Origin of the sequence: Stenotrophomonas maltophilia (assembly GCF_013464485.1) — a bacterium.
Lineage (GTDB): Bacteria > Pseudomonadota > Gammaproteobacteria > Xanthomonadales > Xanthomonadaceae > Stenotrophomonas > Stenotrophomonas maltophilia_AW.
On record NZ_RAUX01000014.1, the window covers coordinates 1 to 16,391 of the forward strand.

At 65.4% G+C, this 16,391-nt stretch carries 25 protein-coding genes and 2 tRNA genes; 15 read left to right on the forward strand and 12 right to left on the reverse strand.

Annotated elements, in window-relative coordinates:
* Position 1 precedes the first annotated feature (1 nt).
* The 7 genes from D7Y61_RS06525 (at position 2) to dxs (ending at position 7,081) form a co-directional block, all read left to right on the forward strand.
* Positions 2–77 (forward strand) — tRNA-Phe (locus tag D7Y61_RS06525).
* Positions 78–175: 98 nt separating this feature from the next.
* The gene (locus D7Y61_RS06530; RefSeq protein WP_180865608.1) at positions 176–751 is read left to right on the forward strand and encodes a hypothetical protein; all 576 of its coding nucleotides are present in this window, start codon (positions 176–178) and stop codon (positions 749–751) included.
* A 96-nt stretch (positions 752–847) separates the two neighbouring features.
* Positions 848–1,399: a lipocalin family protein gene (locus D7Y61_RS06535; RefSeq protein WP_180865609.1), complete on the forward strand. Its 552-nt coding sequence runs from the start codon at positions 848–850 to the stop codon at positions 1,397–1,399.
* A gap of 162 nt (positions 1,400–1,561) precedes the next feature.
* Entirely contained in the window at positions 1,562–2,038 is a 477-nt protein-coding gene (locus D7Y61_RS06540) for an LEA type 2 family protein (protein WP_180865610.1), read from the forward strand.
* Positions 2,039–2,104: 66 nt separating this feature from the next.
* The gene (locus D7Y61_RS06545) at positions 2,105–3,895 is read left to right on the forward strand and encodes an acyl-CoA dehydrogenase C-terminal domain-containing protein (protein ID WP_180865611.1); all 1,791 of its coding nucleotides are present in this window, start codon (positions 2,105–2,107) and stop codon (positions 3,893–3,895) included.
* A 507-nt stretch (positions 3,896–4,402) separates the two neighbouring features.
* Positions 4,403–5,068, forward strand: coding sequence for an HNH endonuclease (locus tag D7Y61_RS06550; protein ID WP_019336875.1), 666 nt, complete (start codon positions 4,403–4,405; stop codon positions 5,066–5,068).
* Between the two features lie 105 nt (positions 5,069–5,173).
* Positions 5,174–7,081, forward strand: a complete 1,908-nt coding sequence (gene dxs, locus D7Y61_RS06555) for a 1-deoxy-D-xylulose-5-phosphate synthase (protein ID WP_180865661.1) — start codon at positions 5,174–5,176, stop codon at positions 7,079–7,081.
* Positions 7,082–7,144: 63 nt separating this feature from the next.
* Here the strand turns inward: dxs and D7Y61_RS06560 are convergent, their stop codons facing one another.
* The 3 genes from D7Y61_RS06560 to D7Y61_RS06570 all read right to left on the reverse strand — a co-directional run bounded on the left by D7Y61_RS06560 (position 7,145) and on the right by D7Y61_RS06570 (position 8,415).
* Positions 7,145–7,348 (reverse strand): hypothetical protein, encoded by a 204-nt coding sequence (locus tag D7Y61_RS06560; RefSeq protein WP_005410416.1) that lies wholly within the window; start codon positions 7,346–7,348, stop codon positions 7,145–7,147.
* Between the two features lie 170 nt (positions 7,349–7,518).
* On the reverse strand, positions 7,519–8,076 hold the full coding sequence (locus D7Y61_RS06565) for a DUF3011 domain-containing protein (protein ID WP_180865612.1): 558 nt from the start codon (positions 8,074–8,076) through the stop codon (positions 7,519–7,521).
* A gap of 132 nt (positions 8,077–8,208) precedes the next feature.
* Complete coding sequence (locus D7Y61_RS06570; RefSeq protein WP_180865613.1) at positions 8,209–8,415, reverse strand: hypothetical protein; 207 nt, start codon at positions 8,413–8,415, stop codon at positions 8,209–8,211.
* 404 nt (positions 8,416–8,819) lie between these two features.
* Here D7Y61_RS06570 and D7Y61_RS06575 point away from each other — a divergent pair, with 404 nt between their 5' ends.
* The 4 genes from D7Y61_RS06575 (at position 8,820) to D7Y61_RS06590 (ending at position 10,356) form a co-directional block, all read left to right on the forward strand.
* The gene (locus tag D7Y61_RS06575) at positions 8,820–9,104 is read left to right on the forward strand and encodes a hypothetical protein (protein ID WP_180865614.1); all 285 of its coding nucleotides are present in this window, start codon (positions 8,820–8,822) and stop codon (positions 9,102–9,104) included.
* 12 nt (positions 9,105–9,116) lie between these two features.
* A complete protein-coding gene (locus D7Y61_RS06580) occupies positions 9,117–9,350 on the forward strand; it encodes a DUF1653 domain-containing protein (protein WP_180865615.1) in 234 nt (77 codons plus the stop codon).
* Between the two features lie 87 nt (positions 9,351–9,437).
* Positions 9,438–10,010 (forward strand): TetR/AcrR family transcriptional regulator, encoded by a 573-nt coding sequence (locus tag D7Y61_RS06585; RefSeq protein WP_180865616.1) that lies wholly within the window; start codon positions 9,438–9,440, stop codon positions 10,008–10,010.
* 13 nt (positions 10,011–10,023) lie between these two features.
* Positions 10,024–10,356, forward strand: a complete 333-nt coding sequence (locus tag D7Y61_RS06590) for an SMR family transporter (RefSeq protein WP_049430384.1) — start codon at positions 10,024–10,026, stop codon at positions 10,354–10,356.
* A gap of 22 nt (positions 10,357–10,378) precedes the next feature.
* Here the strand turns inward: D7Y61_RS06590 and D7Y61_RS06595 are convergent, their stop codons facing one another.
* The 5 genes from D7Y61_RS06595 to D7Y61_RS06615 form a co-directional block, all read right to left on the reverse strand.
* On the reverse strand, positions 10,379–10,552 hold the full coding sequence (locus D7Y61_RS06595; RefSeq protein ID WP_180865617.1) for a DUF1328 domain-containing protein: 174 nt from the start codon (positions 10,550–10,552) through the stop codon (positions 10,379–10,381).
* A 94-nt stretch (positions 10,553–10,646) separates the two neighbouring features.
* Positions 10,647–11,288 (reverse strand): LysE family translocator, encoded by a 642-nt coding sequence (locus D7Y61_RS06600; protein ID WP_180865618.1) that lies wholly within the window; start codon positions 11,286–11,288, stop codon positions 10,647–10,649.
* A 98-nt stretch (positions 11,289–11,386) separates the two neighbouring features.
* On the reverse strand, positions 11,387–11,995 hold the full coding sequence (locus tag D7Y61_RS06605) for an ATP-dependent Clp protease proteolytic subunit (protein ID WP_180865619.1): 609 nt from the start codon (positions 11,993–11,995) through the stop codon (positions 11,387–11,389).
* 37 nt (positions 11,996–12,032) lie between these two features.
* Positions 12,033–12,383: a polyketide cyclase gene (locus D7Y61_RS06610; protein ID WP_180865620.1), complete on the reverse strand. Its 351-nt coding sequence runs from the start codon at positions 12,381–12,383 to the stop codon at positions 12,033–12,035.
* Positions 12,383–12,694: an ArsR/SmtB family transcription factor gene (locus D7Y61_RS06615; RefSeq protein WP_042358872.1), complete on the reverse strand. Its 312-nt coding sequence runs from the start codon at positions 12,692–12,694 to the stop codon at positions 12,383–12,385. The genes D7Y61_RS06610 and D7Y61_RS06615 overlap by 1 nt, the downstream gene beginning before the upstream one ends.
* An 86-nt stretch (positions 12,695–12,780) precedes the next feature.
* On the opposite strand from D7Y61_RS06615, the gene D7Y61_RS06620 reads away from it, so the two are divergent.
* Positions 12,781–13,473, forward strand: a complete 693-nt coding sequence (locus tag D7Y61_RS06620; RefSeq protein WP_180865621.1) for an aspartate/glutamate racemase family protein — start codon at positions 12,781–12,783, stop codon at positions 13,471–13,473.
* A gap of 24 nt (positions 13,474–13,497) precedes the next feature.
* Here D7Y61_RS06620 and D7Y61_RS06625 read toward each other — a convergent pair whose 3' ends face one another.
* The gene (locus D7Y61_RS06625) at positions 13,498–13,893 is read right to left on the reverse strand and encodes a hypothetical protein (protein WP_012511691.1); all 396 of its coding nucleotides are present in this window, start codon (positions 13,891–13,893) and stop codon (positions 13,498–13,500) included.
* A gap of 242 nt (positions 13,894–14,135) precedes the next feature.
* Here D7Y61_RS06625 and D7Y61_RS06630 point away from each other — a divergent pair, with 242 nt between their 5' ends.
* The 3 genes from D7Y61_RS06630 (at position 14,136) to D7Y61_RS06640 (ending at position 15,522) form a co-directional block, all read left to right on the forward strand.
* Positions 14,136–14,645, forward strand: coding sequence for a DUF3011 domain-containing protein (locus D7Y61_RS06630; RefSeq protein ID WP_180865622.1), 510 nt, complete (start codon positions 14,136–14,138; stop codon positions 14,643–14,645).
* Between the two features lie 86 nt (positions 14,646–14,731).
* A complete protein-coding gene (locus tag D7Y61_RS06635; protein WP_180865623.1) occupies positions 14,732–15,085 on the forward strand; it encodes a DUF6713 family protein in 354 nt (117 codons plus the stop codon).
* Positions 15,082–15,522 (forward strand): GNAT family N-acetyltransferase, encoded by a 441-nt coding sequence (locus D7Y61_RS06640; RefSeq protein ID WP_180865624.1) that lies wholly within the window; start codon positions 15,082–15,084, stop codon positions 15,520–15,522. Before D7Y61_RS06635 ends, D7Y61_RS06640 begins: the two co-directional genes overlap by 4 nt.
* A 63-nt stretch (positions 15,523–15,585) precedes the next feature.
* Here D7Y61_RS06640 and D7Y61_RS06645 read toward each other — a convergent pair.
* The 3 genes from D7Y61_RS06645 to D7Y61_RS06655 form a co-directional block, all read right to left on the reverse strand.
* Positions 15,586–15,662: transfer RNA gene (locus D7Y61_RS06645), tRNA-Pro, on the reverse strand.
* 68 nt (positions 15,663–15,730) lie between these two features.
* Positions 15,731–16,087, reverse strand: a complete 357-nt coding sequence (locus D7Y61_RS06650) for a MerR family transcriptional regulator (protein WP_005410431.1) — start codon at positions 16,085–16,087, stop codon at positions 15,731–15,733.
* On the reverse strand, positions 16,068–16,367 hold the full coding sequence (locus D7Y61_RS06655; protein ID WP_005410432.1) for an integration host factor subunit alpha: 300 nt from the start codon (positions 16,365–16,367) through the stop codon (positions 16,068–16,070). The genes D7Y61_RS06650 and D7Y61_RS06655 overlap by 20 nt, the downstream gene beginning before the upstream one ends.
* Positions 16,368–16,391: the final 24 nt, after the last annotated feature.

Consider the following 16,391-nt stretch of genomic DNA (forward strand, 5'->3'; position numbering starts at 1 on the left):
TGGCCGAGTAGCTCAGTTGGTAGAGCAGGGGATTGAAAATCCCCGTGTCGGCGGTTCGATTCCGTCTTCGGCCACCATCTTCAGAGACCTGCAGAAATGCAGGTCTTTTTTTGCGCGATCGTGTCTGCCGTCTCTGTAGTACCGTCCTTGGTTCACTGCATGGAGCACTGATGACATGGATGACACCCCTTCCCTGTCCCAACTACAGCAATCGCTGCGACGCCTGCAATGGCTGGTTGCCGGGCTGTCCGTATTGTTGCTTGGCTTGGCCGCAGTCACGGCCTGGCTGCTTTCGCAGCGCGATGCCCCATTACACGTCGATCATTTGAGCACGCGGCAGCTGCAGGTACTCGACGAGCACGGCGTGGTACGGGTGGAGATTGGCCAGGACAGCGTAGAAGAAGGGCGACGAAGCCGCGCTGCCGGCATCCTGATTTTCGACGCTTCCGGCGCCGAGCGAGGCGGCCTGAGCACGTTCGAGGACAACAGCGTCGCTCTTGCCCTGGACGCCCCGAAGGGACAGGGCGAGGACCGGTGGCGGGACCGGGCCGGACTCCGTGTGGACGCCGACGGCTCCGCGCAACTGCTGCTGACCGACAATCTGACCCGCGGCGCAGTACGCCTGCATTCCAAGGGAACTGGCGGCGGAGGGCTGGACACCTTCAAATGGGATATGGGCAGCGGCACGTTGCATACGCGGACACTTACCTTTGACGGCGACGAGCGCAGTCAACGCCCGTTCGAGCAGTAGCCGCAACTGACGACGGCAATGATGCCGGCGCATGGAACCTTTACACGCGCCCGTGGCCGCTCGCCTAAGCTCAGGACTCCTGCCTGGAGCCTGCCGATGCCTCTGCGCCCCGCCCTGCTCGCCTGCTTGCTGCTGGCCGCCTCCCCGGTGATCGCCGCCGAACCGGTGCGTGCAGTCGACACGCTGGACATCGATCGCTATGCAGGCCAATGGCACGAGATCGCGCACCTGCCGGTGTCGTTCCAGAAGCAATGCGTCGGCGAGATCACCGCCAATTATGGGCTGCGCCGCGATGGCCGCATCAGCGTCACCAACGCCTGCCGCAACGGCGACGGAGAACGCGTGGTTGCTGAAGGCGTGGCACGCCCGGTTGCCGGCCATCCCGGCCAGTTGCAGGTCCGCTTCGTGCCGGACTGGCTGAGCTGGGTGCCACTGGTCTGGGCCGACTACTGGGTCCTGGCCCTGGACCCGGACTATCAGTGGGCGTTGGTCGGTGAACCGGACCGTAAGTACCTGTGGATCCTCTCGCGCCTGCCGGAGATGGATCGCGCCCGGTTCGAACAGCTGAAAGCCAAGGCCGAGACGATGGGCTACGACCTCGGCCCGCTGCGCCTGATGGCACCGTTGCGCGATACATCCGCCGACTGAACCACCCCGCATCCGGCGCGCTACACGCGCCCGATGCGGCACCGCGCACGCCCAGTCGCCATCTTCACGCGCTACCCTCTGCGACGGGTCGCCACAGGCGATCCAAACGACCATACGCCGTAGTATGCTTATCCAACGCACCCCTCCAGAGGACCTGCGCCCATGCTCCACCGTTTCCGTATCGCCTTGATCGTCCTGAGCACCCTCGCCCTTGCCGCCTGTGGCAACGGCATCGTCAAGCGTGTTTCGGAACCGGCGGCCAGCCTGCAGCAGCTGACCGTGCGCGCCGACGGCAACTGGACCGTGGCCCTGCGCCTGCAGAACTTCAGCTCCATGCCGATGACCTTCGACGATGTCTCGCTGGCGCTGACCGTGGGCGACAGCGACGCCGGCACCCTGCAGGCCAAGCCGGGCATCTCCATCGGCGGCACCTCGGCCGATGTCATCAATGTCGACCTGGCGCCCAGCTCGGCCGCACGCCTGGTGGTGGCCGACGCATTGGCCAGCAACCGCACCCTGGCTTACGGCCTGAAGGGAACGGTCGCGGCCACGCCGCAGGAAAAGAAGCAGCGCAGCTTCGACATCAGCAACCGCAGCACCCTCAACCAGGCCCCGGGCCTGCCGGGCGTGCTGCGCTGACCCCCGCTTTCCGCCGCGGCGCCCGGCGCCGCTACCCCCTGTCCCTGATCAAATCGAGACGTACCGATGAGCAGCTACACCGCCCCGCTTTCCGACCTCCGTTTCGCCCTGCACGATGTGCTCAAGGTCGAACCCCTGTTCGCCCGCCTGGGCTTCACCGACGCCACCGCCGACGTGGTCGATGCCGTGCTGGAAGAAGCCGGCCGCTTCAGCGCCACCGTGCTGGCCCCGCTCAACAGCGTCGGCGACGAGATCGGCTGCGTGCTCGACCAGGCCACCGGTGAAGTGACCACCCCGCCCGGCTTCAAGCAGGCCTACGACCAGTTCGTCGATGGCGGCTGGACCGGCCTGACCGCCTCGCCGGAACTCGGCGGCCAGGGCCTGCCGCACACCCTGGGCGTGCCACTGAACGAAATGATCAACGCCGCCAACCTTGCGTGGGGCAACTTCCCGCTGCTCTCGCACGGCGCCATCGAAGCACTGAAGCAGCACGGCGAGGCGTGGCAGCACGAGGCCTTCCTCAAGCCGCTGATCGAAGGCCGCTGGACCGGCACCATGTGCCTGACCGAGCCGCACTGCGGCACCGACCTGGGCCTGCTGAAGACCAAGGCCGAGCCGAATGCCGATGGCAGCTATTCGATCACCGGCACCAAGATCTTCATCACCGCCGGCGAACACGACCTGACCGGCAACATCGTGCACCTGGTGCTGGCCAAGCTGCCCGACGCTCCTCCGGGCGCCAAGGGCATCTCGCTGTTCGTCACCCCGAAGTTCAAGGTCGACCGCGACGGCAACGTCGGCGAGCGCAATGCGCTGCGCTGCGGTTCGATCGAGCACAAGATGGGCATCAAGGGCTCGGTCACATGCGTGATGAACTTCGATGGTGCACAGGGCTACCTGGTCGGCCAGCCGCACAAGGGCCTGCAGGCGATGTTCACCATGATGAACACCGCGCGCCTGGGCGTCGGCCTGCAGGGCATCGGCCTGTCCGAACGCGCCTACCAGAACGCACTGAAGTACAGCCGTGAGCGCCTGCAGTCGCGCGCACTGAGTGGTGCCAAGTTCCCCGACAAGCCGGCGGACCCGATCCTGGTACACCCGGATGTGCGGCGCATGCTGCTGACGGTGAAGTCGCTGGTCGAAGGCAGCCGCCTGCTGGCCCTGCACGCCGCTACCCTGATCGACGTTGCCCATCACGCCGAGGATGCTGCCGAGCGCGAGCGCGCCGACACCCTGGTGAGCTTCCTGACCCCGATCTCCAAGGCCTGCCAGACCGAATGGGGCATCGAGAACACCTACAACGCCCTGCAGTGCTTCGGCGGCCACGGCTACATCCGCGAGCACGGCATGGAGCAGCTGGCCCGCGATGCCCGCATCACCACGCTGTATGAAGGCACCACCGGCATCCAGGCGCTGGACCTGATCGGCCGCAAGACCGCGTCCAGCCAGGGCGCCGGACTGAAGCTGATGCTGGCCGAGATTGAAGCCTTCGCCAAGGAACACGAGGGCAATGAAGCATTGGTCGAGTTCATCGGCCCGCTGCGCGCCAAGGCCGCCGAATGGGGCAAGCTGACCCTGGACGTGCTGCAGCGCGCGGCCGCCAACCCGGACGAACTGGGCGCGGCCAGCTATGACTACCTGTTCTATTCGGGCTACGTGGTGCTGGCTTACTGGTGGGCCCGCAGCGTGGCGGCCGCCGATGCCAGCGCGCACGGCGCCGCTTTCGCCCAGGGCAAGCGCGAGACCGCACGGTTCTACTTCGCCCGCGTGCTGCCGCGTACGCTCAGCCACGCCGCCGCGATCCAGGCCGGCGCCGCCCCGCTGATGGCGATGGACGACGAGCGCTTCGGCGCCTGAGCCGGGCGGCGCCCGGCACCCGCGGTAGTGCCGGCCGCTGGCCGGCCACCGCAACAGCAACATCAACGGCAAGAGCTGGCTTCCTGCGGGGTGGCGAGGTGGGTCCAATTGCGGGGGACGCTGCAAGTACGTCCATGTAAGCTCGGTCGCCGCATCCATGCGGCTCACGCCCCCGCAACCGGACCCACCCCGCCCTCGACAGATTTCTGCTGCTGGTAGGTGTCGACCTTGGTCGACACCGTAGATCCACGCCATGCGTGGATGGAAACCACCGAAATCCATCTGGAGAAAAGCCCCCTTTTGTTAAAGGGGGCGCGCCGACAGGCGCGGGGATTAGGAAGAATGCGCGGGCAACCCAGCGCGCCAACGGCGGGCTGGGTTGCTAAAGGGGGGCGCACCGACAGGTGCGGGGATAGGAGGAATGCGTGGACCTGAATCTTGCGATTTGGGCATCGCCCTCGGGGCGATACCCAAATCGCAATGATTCAGGTATAAGCTGTTCTCCCGATGGAGACAGACACTACACGCTTGGGTCTGATCGAAGCCGGAGCTCCGTTTTCTGCTCCGGGCGCCGAAGCATCGCCCAACGCCACGACGCTGCATCGCCCCGGTTCGGTCCGGCTGCTCTCGCTTGATGCTCACGGACGCGTACTGGACTGGATCACCTGGCAGGATGCCGCGTGCCTCTACGCCCGCGAAGCCGTCGCGTGGACACTCGGCGATCCCTGCCTGCACATCCACGGCGGCACCAACCGCTTCAGCGGTCTGCAGAGCGGGATGGACCTGCACCCGATCATCGCCGCGCGCGGCCACGCCCGCTCCCGTGCGATCGACCCGACGCCGAACCTGACCAACCCGGCCCTGTTCGCCCGCGACGCCCACCTGTGCATGTACTGCGGCCAGCAGTTCAACCGCCCCACGCTCACCCGCGACCACGTCATGCCGCTGTCCAAGGGCGGCCTGGACTGCTGGGAAAACGTGGTCACCGCCTGCTTCCACTGCAACTCACGCAAGAGCGACCGCACCCCGCAGCAGGCCGGAATGCCACTGCTGGCGGTGCCCTACCGGCCCAGCTGGATCGAGCATCTGATCCTGTCCAACCGCAACATCCTGGCCGACCAGATGGCCTTCCTGAAGGCGCAATTGCCGAAGCGCTCAAAACTGAGCACCTGAATCGCTGAAAATGCAACCCTCACCGTCCTGTCACGGGCGGCGGCGTTTGCTTGCCCCACCCCCGTTTGAGGGCGAAAATGGGCGTTCAGAACAAGTGCGAACATGATGATCGACTCTGCCCGCTATCCCCGCCTCGCGCGCATCCAGACACCGGATGACCTGCGCACGTTCGACGAATCCGAAATGAGGGCGGTCGCCGACGAACTGCGCGCCTACCTCATCGAATCGGTGGGCAAGAGCGGCGGCCACTTCGCTGCCGGCCTGGGCGTGATCGAACTCACCGTGGCCCTGCACTACCTGTACCAGACCCCGCATGACCAGCTGGTCTGGGATGTCGGCCACCAGACCTACCCGCACAAGATCCTCACCGGCCGTCGCGACGAGATCCATACCGTCAAGCAGAAGGACGGCGTGGCGCCGTTCCCGAAGCGCGAGGAAAGCGAGTACGACACCTTTGGCGTCGGCCACTCCTCCACCTCGATCTCGGCCGCACTCGGCATGGCCATCGCGCGCCAGTCCGAAGGCGACGACCGCAAGATCGTGGCGGTGATCGGTGACGGCGCGATGACCGCCGGCATGGCCTTCGAAGCGCTGATGCACGCCGGCGGCATGGACCCGGAACCGAACCTGCTGGTGATCCTCAACGACAACAACATGTCGATCTCCGAGGCGGTCGGCGGCCTGACCAAGATGCTGGGCCGCGCCACCGGCAGCCGCACCCTCAATGCACTGCGCGAAGGCGGCAAGAAGATCCTCGGCGACAAGAAGAACAATCCGGCACGCTTCGTGAAGCGCTGGGAAGAGCATTGGAAGGGCATGTTCGTGCCGTCCACGATGTTCGAGGAAATGGGCTTCCACTACACCGGCCCGATCGACGGCCACGACATGCCTGCCCTGCTGTCCACGCTGAAGACGCTGCGCGCCTCCAAGGGCCCGAAGCTGCTGCACGTGATGACCACCAAGGGCAAGGGCTACGAGCCAGCCGAGGGCGACCAGATCGGTTACCACGCGGTGGGCCCGTTCGATCCGGACAAGGGCCTGGTGGCCAAGGCTGGCGCCAAGAAGCCGACCTACACCGATGTGTTCAGCGACTGGCTGTGCGATGCTGCCGCGGCCGAGCCACGCCTGTATGGCATCACGCCGGCGATGCGCGAAGGCTCCGGCCTGGTGCGTTTCAGCAAGGAATACCCGCAGCGCTATTTCGACGTGGCAATTGCCGAGCAGCACGCAGTCACCCTCGCCGCCGGCATGGCCACCCAGGGCGGCAAGCCGGTGGTGGCGATCTACTCCACCTTCCTGCAGCGCGCGTACGACCAGCTGGTACATGACGTCGCCATCCAGGACCTGGACGTATTGTTCGCCATCGACCGTGCCGGCGTGGTCGGCCCGGACGGTGCGACCCATGCCGGCAACCTCGACCTGAGCTTCCTGCGCTGCGTGCCGAACCTGGTGGTGATGGCGCCATCCAATGAAGCCGAGTGCCGGCAGATGCTCAGTACCGGCCTGCAGCACCCGGGCCCGGCCGCCGTGCGCTATCCGCGTGGTACCGGCACCGGCGTTGCGGCCGGCACCGACCTGTCCACCCTGCCGATCGGCAAGGGCGAGCTGCGCCTGCAGGGCAGCCGCATCGCCCTGCTCGCTTTCGGCAGCGCCGTGGCCGCCGCCGAGCAGGTCGGCCGCGAACTGGGCCTGAGCGTGGTCAACATGCGCTTCATCAAGCCACTGGACCGTGAGCTGGTACTGGCCATCGCCGCCCAGCACGAAGGCCTGGTGACGATCGAAGACAACGTGGTGGCTGGCGGCGCTGGTTCCGGTGTCGGTGAACTGCTCAATGCCGAGGACGTGCTGCGCCCGATCCTGCACCTGGGCCTACCCGACAGCTACCAGCACCACGCCAGCCGCGAGGACCTGCTGGCTGAAGCCGGTATCGATGCCGCAGGCATCCGTGCAGCGGTACTCAAGCGCTGGCCGCAGCTGGCGCCGGGCACCCCGCCACTCAGCGAGGCGAGCTGAGGCCGATCCCCACTCCGTGGATAACGGGCTCCCGAAAGATGATCTGGCCTGGAGCCCCAACCCTCAGCCGTAACTGACCGCTTCCACGAAGGCGCCGCTGGCCTCCACCCGCACGGCAGCGCGCTGCCCGGTATCAACAAAGTGCAGGCGCGCCAGGGTTTCAGCGAAGTCGAAGGCCCGGGCACCGTCGCGGAAATCGATCGGCTCCGGCCGGTCCGGATGCAGTACACGCCATTGGCGCTGTTCGCATTGCAGGCGGATCAACATGCAGCTCACTCCTTGAGACAGCGTATCGACGGTGGGCGGGACATGTGTGCCGTTTGCGGCACTCATTATCGCGACGAGTCAGGAGCACACAGAAATGCCCCTGATCGCAGAAGATACGACGTTCAAAATGTGAGCTGTATCAGATTATTCTGATTTTCGAGGACTCCCGCTCAATTCACCTGGAACTGTGCGCGGCAGCCATCGCTGACCCAGATCCCGCGGCGGTCCCAGCCCCAGGTCCGGCCTTCAATGCAGGCGCTGCGCGAATCCTGGCGGACCAGTCGCACACCTCGGCGGATACGGGCATCGCAGTATTCCTGGCGGTGTCCGTTGGAGTGGCAGGTGATCACGTCCCCACCGCCCCATCCATTGCTGCTGTTGCCCCAGCCGCCGCCATGACTGCCACCCCAGCCGCGGCGGTATTCACCCACGAACTCGGCCCGGCAGCCTTGGGTAACCCAGATGCCATAGCGGGATTGCCCCCAGGTCTCACCTTCCACGCACGGCGAGCCGGACAACTGGCGGATCATCCGGGCGCGACCTTCCAGACGGCACTCGTTGCTGCGATTCTTGATCGACTCGCAGCGCACGATTCCACTCCCCTCACGGCCACCGTAGCGGTCATCGTCATACCCGAAGCCATAGCTCTGCGCCTGGGCACCGCCCGCGGCCGCCAGCATGGGCAGGAGGGTGCAGGCCAGGGTTCGCCAGGTGAGTGCCTTGCCCATCGGAATCTCCGGATGAATACGATGGCGCAAGCATCGGGGATTCATCGCGTGGCGCACAGGGGGGCCGCCTTCAGCGGTTCTTTCCCCATTCAAACAGCTCAACCGTGGCTGACTGCGCCCCGGCCGGAGGACTCAACCTCCGAAGTGGAGCGCATCCACCACATTGCCGAGCGCCTCGACCCGGACCGTACTGCGCTGGCCGGTACGCCGGTGATGCTCCTGGGCCAGCGCTGCGGCGGCGTCGAATGCCTCGGCCCCACGTGCGTAGCGGGTTGTGTCGTGCGCCTGCGGGTCCAGGACGGACCAGTGCCGGGCATTGCATTGGACGGTGATGACCATGAAAAGCTCCTGCGGAGGAAAGGACACCCCTGCAGCAGGAAAGACCATGGCTGCGGGTACACCGTCAGGCTAGCGAGCGCCTCCGGGTTGGCCTATCAGATTTGTACGAAAATGCCGCGCCACATGGTCAGGGCACCCCGCCCTCACATCCCTGAGGCTGTTTAGCGAAGCCGTTTCGTGACTCTTGTCACGGAGTTGGCAGAGCTTCACACTACCGTCACCAACAGGGGCCCCTTCCACATGCGCACCTTCTTCTCGCAGCAGCGCTGGACGCTGCTGAAGTTCTATTTCGTGGCCAGCTATCTGGTGCTGATCGAGGAACTGATCCGCGCCGCGATGCACTGAGTGCTTGCTGCCACTTTTCATGCGGCCGAAACTAGCGCTTTGGGTACGGAGCCTGGCCAATGAAAGCACTTCTTCTGATTCCCGCGCTGCTGGTCCTGGCCGCCTGCGCCAGCCCGGACACGACTCCCGCACGTGCCGAGGCAAGCAGCGCGTCGCCAGCCACGCCAGTGGTCGGCGGCGATCGCGATGCGCATGGCTGCATCGGCTCGGCCGGCTACCAGTGGTGCGAGCACAGCCAGCGTTGCGAACGCCCGTGGGAACTGGCGCAGGCACAGGGACTGGCCAATACCGCCGAGGCCATCGATGCCTATTGTGCAAAGCCGGCCAGCCCGGCGCGCAAGTGAGTCGCGCCCACCATGGCTGAGCTGAGTCCGCTCCCCACCCTGGCCCCGGGCCGTTACCGCCACTTCAAGGGCGGCGAGTACGAAGTGCTCGACATCGTCCGCAGCAGCGAGAGCCTGCAGCCGATGGTGCTGTACCGCGCGCTGTACGGCGAAGGCGGCCTGTGGGTACGCCCGTACGCCATGTTCGTCGAGCAGGTGCCCGGTGAGCACGGACCGCAGCCACGTTTCGCCCGCATCGACGCATGACGGTTCCACTGGCGGCCTCGGCCGGCAGCGCGCGGTAATCGGCGGGCCTGCGCTACAATCGTACCGTCCAGTCGGTTTCTTCCCGCCATGTCCGCATCGCCCTCCCGTTCACGCCGCAAGGCGCCCGATAGCGTGCGCCAGTCACTGCTGCAGGCCACCATTGAAGTGATCGGCCGTAATGGCCTGGCCGCGCTGACCGTGCAGGACGTCGCGCAGGCCGCCGGCGTCAGCAAGGGGGCGTTGTTCCATCACTTCAGCAGCAAGCAGGCACTGGTGGATGAAGCCATCGGAGCGCTCATCGGCGAGTTCGAAGCGCGGGTACGTGCCCTGCTGCAGGAGAATCCCGCAGGCCATGGCCGTTTCAGCCGCGCCTATGTGCAGGCCAATTTCGAGCATCTGCTGCAGCAGGAGCAGGACAACGACATCGGCCTGACCCTGGGCAACCTGATGGAACCGGCCCTGCTCGCGCATTGGCGTACCTGGAAGCGTGCGATGCTGGCCGAATTCGCCGGCGAAGCCAACGACCCCCGGCTATATGCCGCGCGCTGCGCCGCCGATGGCTACTGGGCGACCGCGTATGGCCGCCCGCTGGACGAGGAAGAACGCGCCAACGCACTGGCCATGGCCGAGCAGGCACTGAAGCTGTGCGATCCGCAGTGAACTGGAGCCTGTGATGAATCCCTACGCCTATCTCGCCGCCGCCATCGTGCTGGAAGTGATCGCCACATCCCTGCTGAAGGCATCCGACGGCATGAGCCGGCTGGCGCCGACGCTGGGCGCCCTGGTCGGTTACGGCCTGTGCTTCTACCTGCTGTCGATGACCATGAAGTCGGTGCCGACCGGTATCGCCTACGCGATCTGGTCCGGCGTTGGCATCGTGCTGATCTCGCTGATCGGGCTGGTGGTGTTCAAGCAGCGCCTGGATGCGCCGGCGCTGATCGGCATCGGTCTGATCTGCGCCGGTGTACTGGTGATCAACCTGTTCTCGCGCAGCAGCGCACACTGAGCACGCTGCTGCGCGGCCAACGCTAGCTGACCTTCTTTGCTACGGTCATGCCGAGCAGGAACAGCACCACGGCGATGATGATGCCGGCCCAGAACAGGAACTTGGCGATGCCGACCGCGGCACCGGCAACGCCGCCGAAGCCGAGCACGCCGGCGATCACACCGATGATGGCAAAGATGATGGCCCACTTGATCATGTCAGTCCTTTCCCTGCAGGAAATGCAAACGGTGTGATCAGGCTAGGCCGTCGCCGATGCGGCAGTCGTGAACGGGCCGCGTGCGCAGCGTGAATCAGCGCGGACGGAAGCGCAGCAGCGCGACGGCAAACGCCAGGAACACGCTGCCCACCAGCCGCTCGAACCAGCGTCGCGCAAACGGCTTGGCCAGCCAGCGGCGCATACCATGGCCACCGGCCGCGTACATCACGTACCAGAACAGCTCGCAAGCGGCGAAGGTCGCCACCAGCACGCTGTACTGCAGTGCCTGGCCCCGTGAAGGATTGACGAACTGCGGCAGGAATGCGGCAGCAAACAGCAGCAGCTTTGGGTTGCTCAGACCGACCAGCAGGCCGCCACGGAACACTGCCCAGGCATCGAGCGTCGGCGTCATCGGTACTGCGGCATCCACTGTTGCCGGTGGTGCCGGCCGGCAACTGTCACGCCATGCCTTCAGGCCCAGCCAGGCCAGATAGGCCACGCCCAGATAGCGCAGCACCTCGAACAGCATCGGCGAGGAATGAAGCAATGCGCTCAGGCCAGCAGCGGACGCGGCCAGCACCAGCAGCATCGCCAGCAGGCAGCCGGCCATCGCCGGCACACTGCCGCGGAAGCCGAGTCCGACGCTGCGACCAAGGATGTGCAGCATGTTCGGCCCCGGCGTGCCACACAGAACGAACACCGTGGCGAGGAACCACCACCAGGTTTGCAGGGCCATAGCGCACTTCCACTTCAGAAGACCCAACCAGCATAGAACGCGCCTGCAGCGCGCGGCACATACAGCACAGCGTGGATGTGGTGGTTACAGAGGCTGGCTCAGGCAGCGAGCGCGTCGCGCCGTACCAGTACCTGGTCGATCAGGCCCCATTCGCATGCCTGCTCGGCACTCATGAAATGATCGCGGTCCAAGGTCTGCTCGACCTCCTCGACACTGCGTCCGCAATGCTGCGCATACAGGCGGGTGATGCGCTGCTTGGTGCGCTGCATCTCCTCGGCGTGGATGAAGATGTCCGAAGCTTGGCCCTGCACCCCGCCCAGCGGCTGGTGCACGTGCAGGCTGGCATTGGCCAACGCCGAGCGGTGACCCGGCTCGCCGGCCATCAGCAGGAATGAACCCATCGACCGTGCGGTGCCCATGCACAGCGTATGCACCGGTGCCGAGATGTATTGCATCGTGTCGTACATTGCCAGGCCGCTGGAGATCACCCCGCCTGGCGAGTTGATGTACAGATGGATCGGCTTCTCCGGGTTTTCCGATTCCAGGAACAACAACTGCGCACAGACCAGCGCCGACACGGCTTCATCGACTTCGCCGTTGAGAAAGATGATGCGCTCGCGCAGGAGCCGCGAGTAGATGTCATGGGAGCGCTCGCCGCGCTCGCTGCGCTCCACCACCATCGGTACCAGCTGCATTCTGTCCCGCATGTGCCTGCTCCTTGTCCGGTGGGATTGACGCGCTGCCTCAGGCCGCGCGCATCATGGTGCGACGATCGTCGTTGGCGGCCAACGGCAGCAGCGCGCGCAGGTCGGTGAGCCGATGCACGATGGTCAGCACCGTCCCCCCACTGTCATCCGCGCGCAGCTGGAAACACACCAGGCTGTGCAGATGTGGAGGCTGCGCATCGCGCAAGTGGAACCCCAGCTCCCGTCCGTCCTCGCACAGGCAGGGCTGCGGGTCGGCAAGATCTGCTGCAGGCAACCAGCGCTCACGCAGCACCGGATCGCACAGTGCGCGCCAGACCCGTCCCGGTGGCGCTGGCAGCCGTTGCTCCATCACCAAGGAGGGAGCCGCTTCGTTCAGAGCATCGTCCATCAGTCCATCTCCTTCAGCAGATCCTGCAAGGCATCCATCCGCGCAGGCCAGTAGGCCCGGTAGCGCTGCAGCCAGTTGCCGATGTGTGCCAGCCCGCGTGGATCGACCTCGTAGTGGACGAAGCGGCCTTGGCGCTGTTCGCTCACCAGCCCGGCATCGCGCAGCACCGCCAGGTGCTGGGACATCGCAGACTGGCTGATCGCCATGCCCTCGCGCAGCGCGCTGGCATGCTGACCACCCTCGGCCAGCTTTTCGAAGATGTGGCGGCGGGTGGGGTCGGCCAGCGCCTTGAACAGGGCGTTCTCGATCATGGCAAACACATTAGCAATCACTAATGTGTTGTGCAACTCCCGCATCGACTGTGCTGCAATGACGGCTCCCCGGCATGGAGCTGTGCATGAAGACCCTTGGCCTGATCGGCGGCATGAGCTGGGAAAGCTCGGCCCAGTACTACCGGCTCATCAACGAGGACGTGCGGCAGCGCCTCGGTGGCGCACATTCGGCGCAACTGCTGCTTTGGTCGGTGGACTTCGCCCCGATCAAGCAGCTGCAGCACGACGGCGACTGGGATGCACTGGGCGACCGCATGGTCGAGGCCGCTCGACGCCTGCAGGCCGGTGGTGCCGATCTGCTGCTGGTCTGTACCAACACCATGCACATGCTGGCCGACCGCATCGAGGCGGCCTGCCCACTGCCGCTGCTGCATATCGTCGACCCCACCGCCCAGGCCATCGTGCAGGCAGGCGCACGCAAGGTGGGCCTGATCGGCACCGCCTTCACCATGGAGCAGGACTTCTACCGCGGCCGGCTGCAGGAACGCTTCGGCCTGGAAGTGCTGGTGCCCGATGCCGATGATCGTCGCAGCGTGCACGACATCATCTACCAGGAACTGATTGCCGGCGTGGCCAGCGAGCACTCGCGGCAGGTCTACGCCGACGTGATCGCTCGACTGGTGGCGCGCGGTGCCGAAGCGATCATTCTTGGCTGCACCGAGATCATGCTGCTGGTACGCCCGGAGGACAGTGCAGTGCCGTTGTTCGATACCACTGCCCTGCATGCGCGGGCTGCGGTGGACGCAGCACTGGCCTGATCCTGCCTCCGATGCAGCGCGGAATCAGTCCGCGCCCTGCACTTCCAGCGCGGTGATCAGCCACTCGACCACCGCCTGAGAATCGCACAGGAAGAAGATGGCATCGCCGGAGCGCGCTTCGGTAAGCAGGCGATAGACCGTGATCGCCACCGCCGACTGGTTGGCGATGAACACTTCCGGGCTGCGCGGCCCTTCGCTGTGGCCGGCAACCGCGTGCAGCGCCTTGCGTGCGGCCACGGTCGCAGCCGGGTCCGCGCTACGGGTCAGTTCCGGCCCGCGCAGGCCCCAGGCAATGAACACATGCTTGCCCTTGAACGTGGTGTCCAGGACCCGCACCTCGGCGCCGCCTGCGTCGGCCGAGCGATGAATGACGGTACTGCTGATCAACGCAACCCCCTGTGGTCGTCGTGGTCCGCGCATCCTCCCCCACAGGCCGCCCGCACACCAGTGACGGCAGCCACAGGCTGCGCCGACAGGCGTGGAAGACATGTAAGAAGGTGTAAACCGATGCGATCGGATGTGCAGCGATGATACGGGATGTAAGCCTCTGCATGGGCCCGTGCGCACTACTAAATCCCTACTGAGCCACTTCCGGAACGATGCGTTCCGACGGCCCCGTGCTGGGTCATTCTTGCCGCCCGAATCCCCGCTCGAGGCTCCCCATGACCGTTCGCCCGCTGCTGCCGATCACCGGCGCCGCCCTAGCCCTGCTGCTGGCCGCCACCGCCGTGGCCGCCCAGGACTACGACACTGATCACATTCCGGCGCTGCGCTGCGAATCCCAGTTCAACAAGACCGAGCAATGCCCCATCGAGGGCCCGATGCGCCTGGCCAGGCAACTGTCGGTCACCCGCTGCGTGGAAGACCAGAACTGGGGCCAGAGCCGGCGCATGCTGTGGGTGACCGACGGCTGCCGCGCCGAATTCGTCGCCGACGGATACGGGCGCTGGCCGGGACGTGGCCGCGGCCGTGATCGCGACAACGAGGGTGAACGCCTGGTCTGCGAGTCCTACGAGAACAAGGACAAGGAGTGCCGGATTCGCGTTCGCCACGAGGTACGGCTGGTCAAGCAGAAATCGGTGACGACCTGCATCGAGGACCGCAACTGGGGCTGGGACCGTCGCGGCGTGTGGGTCAGCGACGGCTGCCGCGCCGAGTTCCGGGTGTACTGACTGCCTTCCATGCGCTGGCTGCAACGAGCAGGCGTTCGTGCAAGGCAGAGTGGATAGACTATGGCCTGCATGGCAGGGAGCACGACATGGAACGATGGTATCTGGCGGCGCTGCTGGCATTGATCCTGCATCAGATCGACGCTGCGTTCTGGCAGGAATGGACCATGTTCCATGTGCCCGGCGGCATCCAGGGCTTCCTGCTGTTCAACCTGTTCGCAGTCGGCGTCGTGCTTTGGGGTTATCGCCACACCCTGCTGGGCACATCCATGGCGCGCGGCTATGTACTGGTTTGTGGCGCGCTCGGCATTGGCACGGCGCTGATCCACCTGGCGTTTGCCCTGCTCGGTCGCAATGAATTCCACCTGCCGCTGTCGATCATCGTCCTGCTTGCCTGCTTTGTATCGGGTGGCGGCCTGTTGCTGCAGCTCCGCCCGCGATGAGGCGGACTTCCCATTCTCTGCGCGTGCGTAACGGCAGCCCCCAGGACGCGGATGCCTTGATCGCGCTCGACAGCGTGGCAGCCATTGATCCAGGGCGGATCATGCAGATTGGCGACTGGCTGGCACACGGCAGCCTGCAGGTCGCCGAGCAGGACGACAAAGTCGTTGGTTACCTGGTCATGCATCACCACTTCTTCGGTGAAGCTTTCGTTGAAATGCTGATGGTGGCGAACGCTCAGCGCGGCCAAGGCATCGGTACCGCGCTGCTGCGGCACGCGATCACGCGGCGCGGTAGCGGCAAGCTGTTCACCTCGACCAATGCGTCCAACATCGGCATGCAACGCCTGCTCGCTGCCAACGGCTTCGTGGGCAGCGGCATCGTGCATGGGCTGGACGAGGACGATCCGGAACTGATCTACCGCTTCACCGGCGGCTGATCGCGCTGCGCCGCGCACAAAAAAGCCCACGCATCGCTGCGCAGGCTCTTTGATTCATCACAGTGGTCGGGACGGCCGGATTCGAACCGACGACCCTCTGCCCCCCAGGCAGATGCGCTACCAGGCTGCGCTACGCCCCGACTGATGCTGCGATGTGCCCGCCAGTGCGGCGGGCCGTGAAGTATAGCGGATTACGATGGAAATGGGATCAGCGGCGCAACAACTGCAGCACTTCTTCCAGCTCCATGCGCACCTGCTTGATGATCTGGTTGCTCAGCGCCGATTCCTCGCGGGCATCGGGACCGTCCAGACGCAGGCGTGCACCACCGATGGTGTAGCCCTGTTCGTACAGCAGGCTGCGGATCTGCCGCACCATCAGCACATCATGGCGCTGGTAGTAGCGGCGGTTGCCTCGGCGCTTGGCCGGCTCAAGGCTGGGAAACTCGGTTTCCCAGTAGCGCAGGACGTGCGGCTTGACGTCGCACAGCTCGCTGACCTCACCAATGGTGAAGTAGCGCTTGGCCGGGATCGGCGGTAGTTCGCGGTTACTGCCCGGATCCAGCATAAGCTTCCACCCTCTCCTTGAGCTTCTGGCCCGGACGGAAGGTGACCACCGTACGGGCGGAAATCGGAATTTCCTCGCCGGTCTTGGGGTTGCGACCCGGGCGCTGGTTCTTGCGCCGCAGATCGAAATTACCGAAGCCCGACAGCTTCACCTGACGTCCCTGTTCCAATGCTTCACGCAGCACATCGAAAAACGCGTCGACGAATTCCTTGGCTTCCCGCTTGTTCAGACCGACTTCGTCGAACAGCTTTTCCGCCATCTCCGCCTTGGTCAATGCCATTGCCTGCTACCCCCGAGTGCTGCC